This window comes from Paenibacillus vulneris (assembly GCF_039543185.1).
GTDB lineage: Bacteria > Bacillota > Bacilli > Paenibacillales > NBRC-103111 > Paenibacillus_S > Paenibacillus_S vulneris.
Genome location: NZ_BAABJG010000006.1, coordinates 532,090 through 547,269, shown reverse-complemented (window position 1 = coordinate 547,269; position 15,180 = coordinate 532,090). Strand labels below are relative to the sequence as shown.

Below are 15,180 nucleotides of genomic sequence, written 5' to 3'. Positions count from 1 at the left end.
GAGGGAAGCTATGCTAGCTGCGGAGCGTTACGAGAAAATTGTAAGTGTGGTCAATCAAAGAGGCGCTGTAAGAGTTTCTGAGCTTAGCGAGCTCTTTCAGGTGACGGAGGAGACGATTCGCCGGGATCTGGACCGTTTGGAGCAAGCAGGTCGCCTTGCCCGCTCACATGGCGGAGCGGTCAGTATCAAGGACGACCAGCAGCCGGAAATTCCTTATTTCGAACGGGAAATCACCTACGCCGAGGAGAAGAAAAGGATTGCCCAGGAAGCGATCAAGCGGATCGGTCCGAACGATCGGATTCTTCTTGATGCCAGCTCTACGGCCTGGTATATGGCTGCGGAAGTACCTGATCTTCCTCTGACCGTTCTTACCAATTCGATCAAGGTCGCAACGGAGCTGAGCAAAAAGGAGAAGATCGATGTGATCTCGACGGGGGGCATATTGGCACAACGTTCCTTATCCTTCGTCGGTCCTCTGGCAGAGCGTTCCCTGGATACTTATCATGTCGATAAGGTATTCCTATCCTGCAAGGGCGTCCATCTTGAGCGCGGAATCAGCGAGTCTAACGAGCTGCAGGCCCGCATCAAAGAGCGGATGATCGGTATCGCGGATGAAGTCATTCTTCTGGTCGACTCGAGCAAATTCGGCGTGCAAGCATTTACTCATGTTGCGGATTTGTCCGATATCGATGTCGTTATTACGGATCACCGCATAGAGAAAGAGATGGTCGAGAAGCTGCAGAATCTTGGAATTACGGTCATTACGGTATAAATAGAGTCCCTATGAGAGAGGATCTCCATATACATTATGTGAATAAAAAACGGTTGGCCAATGTACTGGCCGACCGTTTTTTATTATCAAGATAGAACGGATAAGATTCCGATCGCGATAATTTATTAAACACTGCAGAATCACTGACACACCTTTGTCAGTGTGGGCCGAGTACAATAAGATTACCCAATATAAAGTGATCTTAGGAGGTCATGCAGATGCAAGGTGCACAAACGTTTCGAGGGATAGCTACAATCAGTTTTTGGGCGGATGATCTGGATAAGGCAAAAGCGTGGTACACGGAGCTTCTTGGAATCGAACCGTATTTCGAGAGACCGGGCTATGCCGAATTCCGTCTTGGTGACTATCAGCAAGAGCTGGGACTGATTGATAGACGCTATGCACCCGCAGGTTTAGCGAAGGGCCCGGGAGGCGCAACACTTTATTGGCATGTAGACGATATATCCGCGGTTCTCGATAAGCTGTTGTCGATGGGGGTTCAGGAGCTCGAAGCGATGAAAGAGCGCGGCGGCGGCTTCATTACTGCCTCCGTTGTCGATCCGTTCGGCAACATTATCGGGATTATGAATAACCCTCATTATGTGAAGGTGAGGGACTCCATAAGAGGAGAATAGCTTGCTGGAGGACATGTCTGCCTTTAAGCTCTTCTGCTTCGGAGGTCTACTGTATATAAAAACAGGCTGCACAAGCAGCCTGTTCCGCCTTACAACGTAATAGCCTTGGCCCCTATGTACCTGGAGCCCCAATAAGAGCTGTACAGCGAATCAATATGAACTCCGCGGGAATTCGTAGCCGAAATGAACTGCCCGTTCCCCAAGTAGATTCCGACATGGGAGGCCCCCGCGAAGAATACCAGGTCGCCCGGCGAAGGGTTGGCAACGGCGACTCCTACCGTATCGTACATCTCATTCGAGGTTCTGGGGAGATCGATTCCCTGGTTAGCGGCAATGACAAAACGGACGAATCCTGAACAATCAAACCCGTTCGGAGTACTGCCTCCCCATCGATAAGGAACGCCAAGATAGGCTTGGGCGAACTGCAGCATCGTATCCTGCTTCTTGGCTCTGTACCAGGCAGGGGCGTGGTACTTCCCATCCGCATCCACGATAGCAAGCTGATTGTCATTATCCCACTGCACTTTATAGCCGAGTGCTTCCGAAATGAAACGGAGCGGGATATATACGCTTCCCCGATCCATGCCGATCAAGGAAGTAACATCGATTTTTTTTCCGTTGACAAGCACAAACGTATCCCCGGTTTTCAACTCCAGGGTCTGATTTCTCTTATTCATGGAGACACGAATTTCTTTTCCTTCCCTGGACCAGTTGATCTGGTATCCAAGCGCTTCCATCAGTGGACGGAACGGTACCTGAAGCTGGGAGTAAGTGTCCACGACAGGCTGCCCCTCAGGAAAGTTCACGATCGTATCATTAACCTGAATCTTGACTCCTTCATCCAAAGCTGAGGCATGGGCATGTACTCCGGCAAAGAGACTGCAAGAAATAAATGCAAACGAAAAAATAAGCTTTTTTCCAAAAAACTTCAAAACTTGATTCCTCCTAATTGCCTCCGAGGTTAGTTGACGGGTTAGGGAGAGGTTGTCCCCTATTCATCCGATAAACCGACGAATATTCACCCCAAAATAAGATGTCCCCCGTACTAGCACTTATGCTGTGCTGATTCGGCATTTTTTACTAAAAGCTGTCCTTACATTGTATTCGTGATTCCATCGGCGAATCAGTGGGTAAGCTTCGCCAAACGCTCCATCATTTTCCGAAAAAAAAGGATAACTTTTCATGAGCAGTTACCAAGATACACCATAGGGGGCCAAAGATAAAGGGACTTGCGGCACATTTTTGCATGGGAACAAGACTTACGCGGAGGTAACTTAATATCCCCGGACTGCCTATCTTACCTAATGTTGCGTACTGTTAAAAAAATCCAAGGAGCGGTATGATGAGAATGGAAAGTACCGCAGCACTCAAAATAAGGAGGTATGGGTTATGGAGTACACTTATTTAGGCCGTTCCGGATTGAAGGTGAGCAGGCTGTGCTTGGGAACCATGAACTTTGGCGTCGATACGGACGAATCGGAGGCTTACCGGATCATGGATGCGGCTGTAGATGCAGGGGTTAATTTTTTTGATACGGCGAATGTATACGGCGGGCCGGGTGCGCGAGGGAGAACAGAGGAGATTATCGGCCGTTGGTTCGCTCAAGGCGGAGGCCGCCGGGAGAAGGTCGTGCTGGCGACCAAGGTATACGGAGATATGGAGGACCCGAATGACGGGCCTAATGCGGCCAGAGGGCTCTCTGCGTATAAAATTAGACGACATTTGGATGCCTCATTGAAGCGGCTTCAAACCGATCATATTGAGCTGTACCAAATGCATCACGTGGATCGCCATGCTGCGTGGGATGAGCTCTGGGAAGCGTTCCGCGTGTCCATTTATCAAGGCAAAATCGGCTATGTGGGGGCCAGCAATTTTGCAGGGCGCGATTTGGTGAAGGCTCAATATGAAGCCAGGAACCGCCATTTCCTCGGTCTTGTGTCGGAGCAGCACAAATACAGCTTGCTGTGCAGATGGCCCGAGCTGGAGGTGCTCCCTGCGGCGGAGGAATTCGGAATCGGGGTTATCGCCTGGAGTCCTCTTGACGGCGGTCTTCTCGGCGGCAATGCGCTCAACCCTGCCCAAGGGTCGCGCAGCGTCCGCATCCAGGCACGCGCCGAAGAGCGGCGCGGCCAGCTGGAGGCGTTTAGCAAGCTGTGCAAGGAGCTTGGCGAGAGCGAAGCCAATATAGCGCTGGCTTGGACATTAGTCCATCCGGCGATGACAGCGCCGATCATCGGACCAAGGACACTGGAGCAGTTCCAGAGCACGCTGCGTGTCACGGATATCAAGCTGGATGAGGACGTGCTGAAGCGGCTGGACGAGATTTTCCCCGGACCTGGCGGCGAAGCGCCTAAGGCGTATGCCTGGTAAGGCGGAATAGCCAATAACAAAAAAGCAGCGGCAAGCCAAGGACATGGCTTTCATGTCCAGCTGCCGCTGCTTTTTTTCATTCCATCATTTCATTAAAAATCAAAGTTGTCCGGATCCGGACCTACCCGAAGATCCTGATTCAATCGGTCTATTCGGTTCATATCATCGGCCGATAGCTCAAAGTCGAACAAATCCGCGTTTTCGATAATCCGCTGCTCTTTGGTGGATTTGGGAATCGTGATCACGCCATGCTGCAAATCCCAGCGCAGAATCACCTGGGCTACTGATTTGCCGTACTTCGCCGCGAGCTCTTGAAGGTCAGGATGATCCAGTAGCTGGCCCTGCATGAGAGGAGACCAGGCTTCCAGCTGTATGCCTTGCTCCTTGCAGAAATCCCGCAGCTCCTGCTGCGTCAAGCGAGGGTGGAATTCAACCTGATTGACTGCAGGCTTGATCTCGGCATCCTTCATCAAGTCCTTCAGATGATGGACTTGGAAGTTGCTTACGCCAATGGCTTTGACGCGGCCTGATTTATACAAAGTCTCCAAAGCTCTCCAAGCCTCTTTGTATTTGCCTTGGACTGGCCAATGGATAAGGTACAGATCCAGGTAGTCCAAGCCCAGCTTCCGCAGGCTGGTTTCATAGGCGGCAAGGGTCGATTCATAACCCAGGTCAGCATTCCAGACCTTCGAGGTGATGAATAGATCCTCTCTTCGGATAGAATGTTCCCGAATAGCCTCACGGATCCCTTCCCCTACGCTTTTTTCATTCTCATAAATAGCCGCCGTATCGATACTGCGGTAGCCGTGCTTAACGGCGGACGCAACGGCCTGCACCAGCTCGGAGCCTTCCGCCACTTTAAATACGCCGAGTCCGAGCCAAGGCATGTTCACTCCATTATTTAAGGTTACGGTATCTTGTACATGTTTACTCATTTTAATATAGCCTCCCAAGAATTTGTTAATAAAAAGATTGGTTTTGATTCAGCCTATAATCAAGCGGCACTGTCCAGCTGAACGCGAGCTGCATCCTTTTTTTCCAAGAAGCGGCTCCAGCCTGTTAATATAATGGCTCCAAACACCATGACGGCACCAACCCAAGGGGTGTGGATAAGCCCCAATTGATTGACGACGACGCCTCCCAAATAAGCGCCAATCGCAATACCTGCGTTGAACGCTGCAATATTGACGGCAGAGGCTACATCGATTGCTTTTGGTACGAATCGTTCGGCTAGCATCACTACATAGACCTGCAGGCCGGGCACGTTCATGAAAGCCAATAGCCCCATCAAGAAAATGGTCAGCAGGCCCGCTGCTTTATATGGCGCTGTGAACGTTAAGGCGGCCAGAACAACGAATTGCAAAATAAACATATAAAACAACGCGCTAATAGGCTTACGGTTGGCCGCTTTGCCTCCGATCACATTACCGATAGCAATGGCAATGCCGTAGAGAAGAAGGAGCAGGGCGACAGTCGATTCCGGAAATCCGGTTATTTCATGAAGCAGCGGAGACAAATAGGTAAAGACCACGAAGGTTCCGCCGTATCCCAAGGCTGTAATGGCAAAGGCCAGAAGCAGACGCCCATGGGTAATAATCTTGATCTGCTCTTGCAGCCGGGTTTTTGTACCGGGGCGCAGAGAAGAAGGGACCAAGACTACATTGGCCAGCAAGGCCGCCAGCCCAACGGCTGCGATAGCGATAAAGGCTGCTCTCCATCCCAATTGCTGACCAAGGAAGGTTCCCAGAGGAACTCCGGTCACTGTAGCCACCGTCAACCCGGAGAACATGATGGATATCGCGCTGGCCCTACGATTCTCGGGCACAAGATCTGCCGCAATGGTCGATCCGATCGACATGAACACTCCGTGCGAGAATGCCGTAATCACTCGTGCCGCCAGTAACACGCCGATCCCGCTTGCAGCAGCCGCGATAGCATTGCCGGTAATAAAGACGATCATGATCCATATCAGCAGCGTTTTCCGTGACAGGCCTGAGGTTAAGGAAGTCAGGATCGGGGCTCCGAAAGTAACCCCCAATGCATATAGAGTAACGGTAAGACCCGATGTCGTAATGGATATTTGTAAATCCTGTGCGATAAGGGGGAGCAGCCCTACGCTGATAAACTCCGTCGTTCCTATCGCAAAGGCGCTAATAGCCAATGCCAGCAGAGCTAGAGTACTTCTCCTTTGATCTAATGTCATTTTGTACCACTCCTATAGTATGGTCATCACCGGCCGGTAAGTGCTATTATGATGGATAAGCAAGTGAAAGGGAAGTACGTACCTTGAAGTGCTATAGGTACTTCAGAGTAATATAGGTACTAAAAAGTGCCTATAACAGGAGGGAACTGGCGATGATCAAAAAGAAATATAACATTTCCGTAGAAGCGACCTTAGAGGTCATCGGGGGCAAGTGGAAGTGCGTGATTCTATGTCATTTAACCCATGGGAAAAAAAGAACCAGCGATTTAAAGCGGCTGATGCCGGGCATCACCCAAAAAATGCTGACCCAGCAATTGAGGGAATTGGAGCAGGACGGTATCGTCAAACGGATTATTTACAATCAGGTTCCTCCCAAAGTGGAGTATGAGCTAAGCGAGTATGGCTGGAGCCTAAAATCGATTTTAGACTCGCTGTGCGCCTGGGGTGAGAAACATATTATTAAAGAATATGGAGATAAATTTGCCGTTCTGGAGGATAATATTCTTAACCACAAAACGGAGGCGGAGGATTCGGAGCTTCAGGAGGTTTAATTTTTCCTGCTCCTTATGACACGATAAGGTTATATTCCCCTTCCATGCGGTTGGCTGTCCAACTGAGAGTTAAAAGGGGTTGTCTATATGGCGGTGTAAGCGGTGTGACCGGTACTGTCCGATCCGCCGCTTCATCCATACGGCCAATGTTTCTGCTAAATTCTCTTTCTCTGCGGACTACTCAAAATTAACCTTCAGAAAAGCTCGAATCACCATCAAGAAGGCTATTAATAATAGCACTAAATTTTCGACTGAAAAAGCTAACCAGTACTCTCTCTTTCTAAGCACCCCGAAAGGATTAGCAGCTAGAAAAATTGCAGCAGCGCCATACAGCAAAGCTACGTTGATGCGATTCGTGATGTCGGACCAGCAAAGAAGGAATATAAAAAAATAGATGATAGAAATTAGAACGTTCTTGAACCCGTATACTCCCAAGCTCGGATCTGTCCAAAAATTGCTGCGTTCTGGCACGTCTCTTACAAAGCTGCCAAGGTTTCTGGTGAGGAACAGCCTATCATAAAAATTCGGGGAACGAGAGTACATGAACTGGACAATTGGATACATACCGACCAGGACAGCTCCTAAGAAGCCTAGCGATTTAATCAGTATGACCAAATAGGAAATCCAGTATGAAATCCAAAACATCATGCTGCACCATCCTTGTAAGCAATATGCTGGGAAACCTAGCAGACGACATATGTCAACGACAATTATACCATATTCATCCAATAGGTAACTTTTATAATCATAGTAATATCGGGTTCATTCTTGCTGGTTCCTTTCTATTGATAGAACGGCGGATGAGTCCATAGCGGCTTTAAAGCGGCTGTAGACCACTTGAAGCCTAGCGGACGGCTTATCCTGGATAGTATATAACACAATATAGAGGTAATCGATATGAAGTTATCGAGAGAAAGAGCTGAACAACTGGCGCTTGAATTTGTAAATGAAGAAACGAATGAAAACTTCAAATTGGTGCTAGTTGATGTGGAAATTTCGAAAATTTCTCCAAAATATTGGGCAGCTGCTTTTGAGGTTAGAACTTCTGAAGGGCATATTATAGACGGTCCATTACTTATACTTGTTGATGATAATTTAGAAAAAGCAATGAGTTTAGATGAGGCAGTCGAGGCTCACATACATCAGGTATTGATAGAGTTATAATATTTTATAAATAAAGGAGCTGTTAACTACATGGATATTAGGGAATTTGAATACTTATGGACTACTGAGAAAGACATGCATGCTCTTCAAAAGATGAGCAATGGATATTTAATTATCATATACATGATAATACAGCATTGATTATTGAGGACGACGATATAAATGACGCGGTAGTTACTGAGATGCTTAGACATAATTGCAAAGTTAATTTTTAAGAACGGGAAATAAACGGTAGGGGCCCCGATATGTTTAAATAGCAGAAAAACAAAGGGGAAGAAGAGAAAAAAGCATGGGATGAAATAAGCAAAGAGATCAAGGGTTAGCACCTAATGAAAGTTCACTTATATCAAACCAAAGGAAAGGAAGAATCGATTTATGGAACAGTGGGAATATAAGACACTTAAGTTTTTTACAAAAGGATTCTTTGCTGGAGGAAAGTTAGATTTGGATGAGTTCGACAACGAAATCAATGTAATGGGTTCTAATGGATGGGAACTGGTGTCCTGCTTTGATACTAGTCAACATCAAGGATCGTCTAGAGAAGTTATTTGTGTATTCAAAAGAAGGAAGTAGATATTAACGTCGCCAGACGATTGCGAGGCCGACCGGCCGTTGCCCAGTAACCGAGGCGTTGCTTGCTCCAAGCATCCGTCTATCTGAATTTCAATATCAAGACAAAATCAGACTACTTATGAAATGAATGAAATTTCTGCTTCGGGAATGCGTTTATGGAGTGAAACCTGGGTGGGCGACATCTGAAGCACGTCGATGATGGCGAAACCTCGTGTAGGTTCAGCTGTTCTATAATTGTTCTAACCGGATCGGAATGCCTGTTAATCTCAAATCAATTGCATTCATCTAAGGTTCACTGTCGCCACGAACAAAAACACCTCCAAGATTGTGTCCATATCTTACGACATGGTTGCATCTTCTTGAAGGTGTTTTCATTTGTCTCACTCCATGGGGTCAACCCCAAGCCTGTTCACGTTAGAACACTTCCTTCAATTTCTTCACATAATTGGCGCGAATGAACAGGAAGTACATGATCTGAATGACCGCGAATGTGCCAAGCACGAGCGCGGATTCCTTGAACAAATTGACGCCGAACGTATTTTGCAGCGTATTCAGCGCCACCGCTCCGTGCACGACGGCCACGACGATCGGCACGAAGAATAGCAGACCGATCTGCGTCGACACAATCTTCGACAGCTCGGCTTCCGTCAGACCCAGCTTCGTAATGGCGCGGTACTGCACACGATCATGGGGCAGGTCGGCATACAGCCGGAAGTACAGGAAGCTGCCCGCGGCGACGTAAAACACCGCTCCGATGAACAATCCGGTTAACAAGATTTGTCCGAACGATTGGTTGTTTTCGTTCACTGCGTAGGAGCGCGACATAAAGTCGAACTCTTTGCCGCCTTCAGATAGCTGCGCGACCAGTTGTTTGGATACGACCAAGGTTCGCTGCCAATCCTTCACGTCATACACAAAGGAGATGGAATCATCCTTCGACTCCGGCAGCGCCTGGAAAGCGGCATCGGAGACTACGGCGAAATCGTAAAACTCCAGCTGCCGAAGTTGAACCGGCATGACATTCTCCGCGGTCACGGCGAATCCGCCTACTCCCGGCACATCAATCCGCTTCGTTAGGCCACGGGTCTGCCCGCCGAAGCCCATATCATCGGGATAGAACAGCAGGGCTTCTTTGTCGGCCACGGCGACATGGGTATTCAATAAAGCATTGTAATCGGCCGCAGAAATGAATTTGTACTTCTTTTTCGTCTGTGCGTCAGTAATCGCCTTTTTGTGGATAACGAACGGTTGATAATCGATGCTTTCATTTTTTAACGCTTGCTCGATGAGTGCCGTATGCTCGTTCTGCTTACTGTTGCCGGTATAGGATTCGTATTTGAAGGTCGGAAGCGCTTCGGACAGCTGTCCTGTAAACATAGATTTCATCCCCACCAGCGTGCCGATGGCGCAGAAGGCTACGGTCGAAATCATCGCCACCAGGAAAAACATCCGCGCATTATCTTTCATGCGGTAAGCCAAGTCCGACAGCGTGATCATATTCGTCTGGCTGCGGTACAGGCTTTGCTTGGTTTTCAGCTTGTTGATAACATAGACGCTCAGTTGCGTGAATAAGAAATAGGTGCCAATGCTGACTATAACCACAACCGGGAGCAGAGCCAACAATACGAGCGCTCCCTTGACAATGAACGCGATGGCGTAGCCGAGGGCGATCAGCGCGGCCGCCAGAATAGCCAGCAGCATGGAGGCTTTGGGCTCGGGCTTCGGCTTGGCCGTTCCCTTCAGCAGGTCTATGAGTGAGCTGCTGCGCAGAATAACGGCGGTGAACAGCGAGATGAATACGAACAGCAGCGTGAACGCCACGAACGTAAACAAGGCCGCCCTGACCGGCCAATAGAACGTAAGCGGATGCTCCAGCGTCAGGAGAGACGTCCCCAGCATCAAGATGCCTTTGGAGAGCAGCAGCCCGACGATAATGCCCGATACGGTCGAAGCCAAGCCGATGATGACATTTTCCAAGAAGACCAGCCGCCGCAGCTGCAGATCCGACATCCCGTGCATGAGGCAAATGCCGAATTCTTTCTTGCGCGACTTCAGAAACGCACTCATTGAATACAAGATAAAGAAAAACGTGAATACATAAATGATATATTGCGATACGTCCATGCTTGTTTGGGCGCCTTGGCCGTACGAGCCTTTATCGGAGAAGTCCAGCTCCGGATGGAAGGCCAGCATCGAGTAGACGAAGAAGATCATCACCGAAAACGCGCTGCTGAAAAAGTAGCCGGCATACAGCCGTTTGTTGCGGATGACGTTCTTAAAGGCGAACTGACGAAAGTTCATCGGGCGTCCCCCCTATAGACATTAATACGTTCATAATATCCTCGAAAAATTCCTGCCGACCGTCCATGCGCTGCAGCTCCCTGTACAACGTACCGTCCTTGATAAAAATAATCCGGTCACAGTAGCTGGCCGCCTGGGCGTCATGCGTCACCATCATCATCGTAGCGCCGTCTTCCTTATTCAGCTTCTGCAGTGTCTCCAGCACATCTTTGGCTGCCTTGGAATCGAGATTCCCCGTCGGCTCGTCGGCCAGAATCAGCTTCGGGTCGTGGATAATCGCCCGGGCAATGGCCGTTCGCTGGGATTGACCGCCGGAGATTTCATACGTACGCTTGTTCAAAATATGGGAGATGCCAAGCTTGTCCGCGATCCGGTTCACCCGCTCGTCCTGCTCCCGGATACTGACATTTTCCAGCGTGAGAGGGAAAATAATATTTTCCTTCACGGTCAATGTGTTTAGCAGGTTGAAATCCTGAAAGACAAAGCCGAGCTCGCGGCGGCGGAATAAAGCCAGCTGATACTTGTTCAGCGAGAACGCGTTCTTCCCGTCAATGTGCACTTCCCCGGAAGAAGGCTTGTCTATCGTAGAGATGACATTGAGCAGGGTGGTTTTCCCGCTGCCGGACGGCCCCATGACGCCGACAAATTCTCCCTTGCGCACCGTCAAATTCAGGTTCGACAGCGCTTGATACGTGACTTGGCCTTCGTAGACTTTGGATACATTGCGAACTTCCAGCATGGTAAATCAACACGCTCCTTTTTGAAATGGATTCTATATTCACACAGTACCCGTTTCGAAGCCAAGCAGCCATTGATTTACCTTACACTACCTTTCAATTTTGTCATGTTGGGGATCGGTGATTGTCTCTGATAGAAATGGCCTGCAATCACCTGGACCTAAGTCGGGGAATGATTCAATCCGCGGGTCCAGTGCGGCGCAACGATCGTTCATGGTAAATTAAGTATGCTCCTACAACGGGCAAACGAGATATGATGGATCGATCGGGGGATTAACAATGAAGAATGAAACTATAAAAGGGAAGCTGCTTATTGTGGCAGGGGTAGTCATCCTTGCGGCTTTCTGTGTCAACGAGTATGGCTTCGCCAAAAATCTGTTCTCTTGGAGCACCAAGCCTGTCCATATAGAGAAATCGGTCCAAGCAGCGGAGCTTCGCCATTTGCTAGTAGATACGGATAGCGCGGATGTCAATATCATTAATGGATATTCCGGGGATATTGAAGTCCGATTGGACGGAAATGTAAAGCAGGAAGCTGCGGATCGAGTTCAGCTGAAGGTAGAGCCTCAAGGGGATACCTTGAAGTTGAAGGTGGAGAACCCGGATGGCTTCCAGCTGGGATTGAACTTCTCGGCTTTGAAGCTGACCGTAGAATTGCCGGAGCTGGATTGGCAGACCGTGAAGGTACATACGGAAAGCGGAGATATCAGCCTGGAAGAGCTGAAGGGAAAGACTGTTAATATTTCGGCAAGCAGCGGAGATATTACGGTGAAGGACGTTGAATCCGGACAATTGACGCTGGAAGCGAAATCCGGAGATATTATTACGCAGGATTATACGGCTGAAGCTCTGATTTTTCAAACGGGAAGCGGAGATGTGAGGCTAGTTAACGGGCAGTCCTCTATCCAGGGAGAGACCCAATCGGGCGATATTGTTGTGAAAGTAGACGATTTGGACAAGGACGTGAATCTTAAAGCTGAGAGCGGCGATGTTAAGGTTTATCTGGAGAAGGAGCCTAAGTCGTTAACGGTTCAGTATAATGGGGGTTCAGGCAGCGGACAAATCGGCTGGGATGGAGTAACTTATGTGGAACGGGGGGAGGACGACCACAAACTGAAAGGGGTTTTCGGAGCGGGTGAGACTCATCTGAAGGTTCGTACGGGATCGGGGGAGTTCTGGCTGGGGCAGCAGTAGTTATAGCGACGCGATAAGCATCTGCTCTACGAAACGATGCTGGGCATACAATTAATTAGGAAAGGCTGTTAGTGAAATGTATATCATAATAATTTACCTGATTATCCTAAATGCCGCTGGTTTTTTCATGATGGGGTATGATAAGGTTCAATCCCGAAGAGGAGGCCGGCGCATTCCCGAGAAGCGTTTGATGACCCTTGCTGCAGCAGGGGGCGCTCTTGGGACTTGGGCCGCTATGAGGCTGCATAGACACAAGACCAAGCATATGAAATTCGTGGCAGGAGTTCCGCTGCTATTTCTATTGAATGTTGTGTGTGTCTATTACGTGTATAAGCTGATTTCGTAGGTGACGAGCTTCGGCACCATCGGACCGTAGGCTATAAAATACATAGCTCAAGAGGCGATCATCGTTAGTCATTTATCACCGGAGCGTTATTGTATGAGGCGAAGCATTTTGGGACAATGGATGGCAAGAGCTATTGTATACAAATAGGAGCTGGGATGATTGCCGTTGCGTTCACGCATCAATTATTTGCTTGCCATGATAGTAACCATAATTTTAGGTTTAAGCTCCAGGAAATTTTCCGCTCTGCTGCCTGAATGGATCGCTGAGAATGCGGGGGATATGCTGTGGGCCGGTATGGTTTATTTTGGCTTCCGGCTTTGCTTCATCAAGAGGGGACTACTATGGGCGGCTGGAAGCGGGACCTTGTTCAGCTTCGCCATCGAATTCAGCCAGCTCTATCAGGCGGAATGGATCGTTACTCTAAGGAATACGGTATTAGGCGCGCTGGTGCTGGGAAAAGGATTTCTCGCGGTGGACCTGGTCCGGTATATCTTCGGCATTGCGATCGCGTACTGCCTCGATTATTGCGTGCTGTATCGCAAAAAAAGAGGGGCTGAACGGGAGACGGATGATTCTCGGAAGTAAAAGAAAAACCGCCCACTCAGGGCGGATGATTTGTACCATCGGCTTAAGGCCGTTTCGCATGATATAGCACGTGCTTCTCCAATGGATGATCCATTGCAACTCTGGGATGATCGAAGAATTTTATAAAGTTCATTCCGATTTTGGTCATTGCTTCAAACGCCATCCGATTTCGATGCAAGGCGTAAAATCGGCCGCAAAGGCTGCCCGCCGAAAGCCTATAAACCCTATAAATGCTTTGGTTTCCTTCAATTCCACAGCGTACAACCCAAACCCGCATTCCTCGAATTCAGATAGGATCGATGTATAGAAAGCATCGGTTTCATCGGCGGACATGGTTTTGGGAAAATACCTCATGACCCGTTCATCTGCGTTGAGTTGGCGAAAAGGCTCCAGATCGGTTTCCTCCCAGTCACGCAGCAGCAGTCTCGACGTTTCTATGTAGATCATGATATACCTCCGAAGAAGGATCTTACTCCGTTACTTTGGGAAAATAAATTTCCGTGATTCCACGGGGCTGCAAGGTTTCGTTAAAGGTTTCAAATCGGGCTTTCGCGATATCCAGTCCGTATTTCTTTTGATGAGCCGGGGTGCAGAAAAATTGCCAAAAGGAACAAATGTATTTTTCCTCGAATCGAAATACGGCATATTCTTCATCAGGTAGATGCAGAGATACCATCCCCTCAGGAATTTCTTCCGGCTGGTCCACCCGCAATCCTACTGTCATCCTGGATCCATTCTCATGAATCAGCATATACGTATTCTCATCCAAGGGTCCACTAATTTCATGTTTCCTTGCATCCAGTCTAGCGAATAGCTGCTTCTCGTCTTCATAAGATTGGGGCAATGGATTTTGTACTCCAACAAACCATCTTCCTTGGAAACGTTCCGTTCGTGTACTCCAGAGCGATTCCATTTCTACCGTCTTTTGTTCGGACAATTGGCATCACCTTTCTTTTATTTTTTGATGTGGAATCGGAGTGCGTGGTTTTTTGTAAGCAAAAGCGGATAGCAAGCAGTTCTTCAAATCATTATGTCAATTACCAGATCCTGCATTTTATTATAGCGTCTTGACGGTGGACAGAAAATCTTTTTTTTTGAAATCTTCAAGCGCCTGTCGATGATCCTCTCAGATGTTGCCGCTAAGGAGAACCCCTTGCTTAATGCCCTTCGAAGAGGTTATTCTTACCACAATGGCGATAAAACCAAGCATGGAACGGTCGCTCAGCTGAAATAGATAAAGGAGGGCTTACATTGGATTGTCGTCTTGCCCTATATCGTGCGGAATGGGACGCCGCCATTCGTGCTCTGGAGCTGGAAGAGGAGCAAAAGAAATTCGTTGCGCTGCCAAGCGCCGTTATCGATTTTTCCCTGGAGGACGATGCCCGGCATCCGGTCGTGATTCTCATGGAAGGGGAGCCTGCAGGATTTTTTGTGCTGCATCATAGCGAGGAGTTTCAAGCCTTGGCAGGCAATGAGAATGCCCTGCTGCTGCGTGCTTTTTCCATTGACAGGAACCATCAAGGGAAAGGGCTGGCCGGAATCGTGATGAATCAGCTGCCTGAATTTGTGATCCGTCATTTTCCCGAGGCGAATGAAATTGTGCTTGCCGTTAATGAGAGCAACACGATTGCAAAGCGGCTGTATGAGAAGGCGGGCTTTCAACATAAAGGAATGACGAGAGCAGGCCGGAGCGGGAAGGAGCTCGTCCTTCATTATTTGCTGCATTGATAATCATACGGTTACGAGAGC

Annotated in this window: 18 protein-coding genes and 1 riboswitch; of the genes, 10 read left to right on the top strand and 8 right to left on the bottom strand. The window is 48.6% G+C overall.

Annotation, left to right across the window (positions count from 1 at the left end):
* Positions 1-10: 10 nt before the first annotated feature.
* The gene (locus ABEA66_RS07905) at positions 11-772 is read left to right on the top strand and encodes a DeoR/GlpR family DNA-binding transcription regulator (RefSeq protein WP_345587137.1); all 762 of its coding nucleotides are present in this window, start codon (positions 11-13) and stop codon (positions 770-772) included.
* A 218-nt stretch (positions 773-990) separates the two neighbouring features.
* Positions 991-1,407, top strand: coding sequence for a VOC family protein (locus tag ABEA66_RS07900; protein ID WP_345587136.1), 417 nt, complete (start codon positions 991-993; stop codon positions 1,405-1,407).
* 89 nt (positions 1,408-1,496) lie between these two features.
* Here the strand turns inward: ABEA66_RS07900 and ABEA66_RS07895 are convergent, their stop codons facing one another.
* Positions 1,497-2,339: a C40 family peptidase gene (locus tag ABEA66_RS07895; protein ID WP_345587135.1), complete on the bottom strand. Its 843-nt coding sequence runs from the start codon at positions 2,337-2,339 to the stop codon at positions 1,497-1,499.
* Between the two features lie 3 nt (positions 2,340-2,342).
* Positions 2,343-2,490, bottom strand: a riboswitch (cyclic di-AMP (ydaO/yuaA leader).
* 306 nt (positions 2,491-2,796) lie between these two features.
* Between ABEA66_RS07895 and ABEA66_RS07890 the strand changes: the two genes are divergently transcribed.
* The gene (locus ABEA66_RS07890) at positions 2,797-3,777 is read left to right on the top strand and encodes an aldo/keto reductase (protein WP_345587134.1); all 981 of its coding nucleotides are present in this window, start codon (positions 2,797-2,799) and stop codon (positions 3,775-3,777) included.
* Between the two features lie 92 nt (positions 3,778-3,869).
* Here the strand turns inward: ABEA66_RS07890 and ABEA66_RS07885 are convergent, their stop codons facing one another.
* The gene (locus tag ABEA66_RS07885; RefSeq protein ID WP_345587133.1) at positions 3,870-4,712 is read right to left on the bottom strand and encodes an aldo/keto reductase; all 843 of its coding nucleotides are present in this window, start codon (positions 4,710-4,712) and stop codon (positions 3,870-3,872) included.
* 59 nt (positions 4,713-4,771) lie between these two features.
* Entirely contained in the window at positions 4,772-5,980 is a 1,209-nt protein-coding gene (locus tag ABEA66_RS07880) for an MFS transporter (protein ID WP_345587132.1), read from the bottom strand.
* 152 nt (positions 5,981-6,132) lie between these two features.
* Between ABEA66_RS07880 and ABEA66_RS07875 the strand changes: the two genes are divergently transcribed.
* A complete protein-coding gene (locus ABEA66_RS07875; protein ID WP_192705453.1) occupies positions 6,133-6,531 on the top strand; it encodes a winged helix-turn-helix transcriptional regulator in 399 nt (132 codons plus the stop codon).
* Between the two features lie 177 nt (positions 6,532-6,708).
* Here ABEA66_RS07875 and ABEA66_RS07870 read toward each other — a convergent pair whose 3' ends face one another.
* Positions 6,709-7,179: a hypothetical protein gene (locus tag ABEA66_RS07870; RefSeq protein ID WP_345587130.1), complete on the bottom strand. Its 471-nt coding sequence runs from the start codon at positions 7,177-7,179 to the stop codon at positions 6,709-6,711.
* A 249-nt stretch (positions 7,180-7,428) separates the two neighbouring features.
* Here ABEA66_RS07870 and ABEA66_RS07865 point away from each other — a divergent pair, with 249 nt between their 5' ends.
* Both ABEA66_RS07865 and ABEA66_RS07860 read left to right on the top strand, forming a co-directional pair.
* Entirely contained in the window at positions 7,429-7,695 is a 267-nt protein-coding gene (locus ABEA66_RS07865) for a hypothetical protein (protein ID WP_345587129.1), read from the top strand.
* Positions 7,696-8,070: 375 nt separating this feature from the next.
* Entirely contained in the window at positions 8,071-8,268 is a 198-nt protein-coding gene (locus tag ABEA66_RS07860; protein WP_079912242.1) for a DUF4177 domain-containing protein, read from the top strand.
* 414 nt (positions 8,269-8,682) lie between these two features.
* On the opposite strand, the gene ABEA66_RS07855 is transcribed toward ABEA66_RS07860, so the two are convergent.
* Together ABEA66_RS07855 and ABEA66_RS07850 are read right to left on the bottom strand one after the other, a co-directional pair.
* Positions 8,683-10,569 carry an FtsX-like permease family protein gene (locus tag ABEA66_RS07855; RefSeq protein WP_345587128.1) on the bottom strand — a complete coding sequence of 629 codons (1,887 nt, stop codon included), beginning with the start codon at positions 10,567-10,569 and terminating at the stop codon, positions 8,683-8,685.
* A complete protein-coding gene (locus tag ABEA66_RS07850) occupies positions 10,544-11,308 on the bottom strand; it encodes an ABC transporter ATP-binding protein (protein ID WP_345587127.1) in 765 nt (254 codons plus the stop codon). The genes ABEA66_RS07855 and ABEA66_RS07850 overlap by 26 nt, the downstream gene beginning before the upstream one ends.
* A 277-nt stretch (positions 11,309-11,585) precedes the next feature.
* On the opposite strand from ABEA66_RS07850, the gene ABEA66_RS07845 reads away from it, so the two are divergent.
* The 3 genes from ABEA66_RS07845 to ABEA66_RS07835 all read left to right on the top strand — a co-directional run bounded on the left by ABEA66_RS07845 (position 11,586) and on the right by ABEA66_RS07835 (position 13,431).
* Positions 11,586-12,500: a DUF4097 family beta strand repeat-containing protein gene (locus tag ABEA66_RS07845; protein WP_345587125.1), complete on the top strand. Its 915-nt coding sequence runs from the start codon at positions 11,586-11,588 to the stop codon at positions 12,498-12,500.
* Positions 12,501-12,576: 76 nt separating this feature from the next.
* Complete coding sequence (locus tag ABEA66_RS07840; protein WP_144027936.1) at positions 12,577-12,846, top strand: DUF1294 domain-containing protein; 270 nt, start codon at positions 12,577-12,579, stop codon at positions 12,844-12,846.
* Positions 12,847-13,005: 159 nt separating this feature from the next.
* Positions 13,006-13,431, top strand: coding sequence for a ribosomal maturation YjgA family protein (locus ABEA66_RS07835; protein ID WP_345587124.1), 426 nt, complete (start codon positions 13,006-13,008; stop codon positions 13,429-13,431).
* 144 nt (positions 13,432-13,575) lie between these two features.
* On the opposite strand, the gene ABEA66_RS07830 is transcribed toward ABEA66_RS07835, so the two are convergent.
* Both ABEA66_RS07830 and ABEA66_RS07825 read right to left on the bottom strand, forming a co-directional pair.
* A complete protein-coding gene (locus tag ABEA66_RS07830; protein ID WP_377739860.1) occupies positions 13,576-13,878 on the bottom strand; it encodes a GNAT family N-acetyltransferase in 303 nt (100 codons plus the stop codon).
* 22 nt (positions 13,879-13,900) lie between these two features.
* Positions 13,901-14,368: a GyrI-like domain-containing protein gene (locus ABEA66_RS07825; RefSeq protein ID WP_345587123.1), complete on the bottom strand. Its 468-nt coding sequence runs from the start codon at positions 14,366-14,368 to the stop codon at positions 13,901-13,903.
* Positions 14,369-14,682: 314 nt separating this feature from the next.
* On the opposite strand from ABEA66_RS07825, the gene ABEA66_RS07820 reads away from it, so the two are divergent.
* Positions 14,683-15,159, top strand: coding sequence for a GNAT family N-acetyltransferase (locus ABEA66_RS07820; RefSeq protein WP_345587122.1), 477 nt, complete (start codon positions 14,683-14,685; stop codon positions 15,157-15,159).
* Positions 15,160-15,180 lie beyond the last annotated feature (21 nt).

Excerpts from the sequence above, each read along its gene's own strand:
- ABEA66_RS07905 (WP_345587137.1), top strand. The coding sequence starts at position 11 with ATGCTAGCTGCGGAGCGTTACGAGAAAATTGTAAGTGTGGTCAATCAA.
- ABEA66_RS07900 (WP_345587136.1), top strand. The coding sequence starts at position 991 with ATGCAAGGTGCACAAACGTTTCGAGGGATAGCTACAATCAGTTTTTGG.
- ABEA66_RS07890 (WP_345587134.1), top strand. The coding sequence starts at position 2,797 with ATGGAGTACACTTATTTAGGCCGTTCCGGATTGAAGGTGAGCAGGCTG.
- ABEA66_RS07885 (WP_345587133.1), bottom strand. The coding sequence starts at position 4,712 with ATGAGTAAACATGTACAAGATACCGTAACCTTAAATAATGGAGTGAAC.
- ABEA66_RS07880 (WP_345587132.1), bottom strand. The coding sequence starts at position 5,980 with ATGACATTAGATCAAAGGAGAAGTACTCTAGCTCTGCTGGCATTGGCT.
- ABEA66_RS07875 (WP_192705453.1), top strand. The coding sequence starts at position 6,133 with ATGATCAAAAAGAAATATAACATTTCCGTAGAAGCGACCTTAGAGGTC.
- ABEA66_RS07870 (WP_345587130.1), bottom strand. The coding sequence starts at position 7,179 with ATGATGTTTTGGATTTCATACTGGATTTCCTATTTGGTCATACTGATT.
- ABEA66_RS07865 (WP_345587129.1), top strand. The coding sequence starts at position 7,429 with ATGAAGTTATCGAGAGAAAGAGCTGAACAACTGGCGCTTGAATTTGTA.
- ABEA66_RS07860 (WP_079912242.1), top strand. The coding sequence starts at position 8,071 with ATGGAACAGTGGGAATATAAGACACTTAAGTTTTTTACAAAAGGATTC.
- ABEA66_RS07855 (WP_345587128.1), bottom strand. The coding sequence starts at position 10,569 with ATGAACTTTCGTCAGTTCGCCTTTAAGAACGTCATCCGCAACAAACGG.
- ABEA66_RS07850 (WP_345587127.1), bottom strand. The coding sequence starts at position 11,308 with ATGCTGGAAGTTCGCAATGTATCCAAAGTCTACGAAGGCCAAGTCACG.
- ABEA66_RS07845 (WP_345587125.1), top strand. The coding sequence starts at position 11,586 with ATGAAGAATGAAACTATAAAAGGGAAGCTGCTTATTGTGGCAGGGGTA.
- ABEA66_RS07840 (WP_144027936.1), top strand. The coding sequence starts at position 12,577 with ATGTATATCATAATAATTTACCTGATTATCCTAAATGCCGCTGGTTTT.
- ABEA66_RS07830 (WP_377739860.1), bottom strand. The coding sequence starts at position 13,878 with ATGATCTACATAGAAACGTCGAGACTGCTGCTGCGTGACTGGGAGGAA.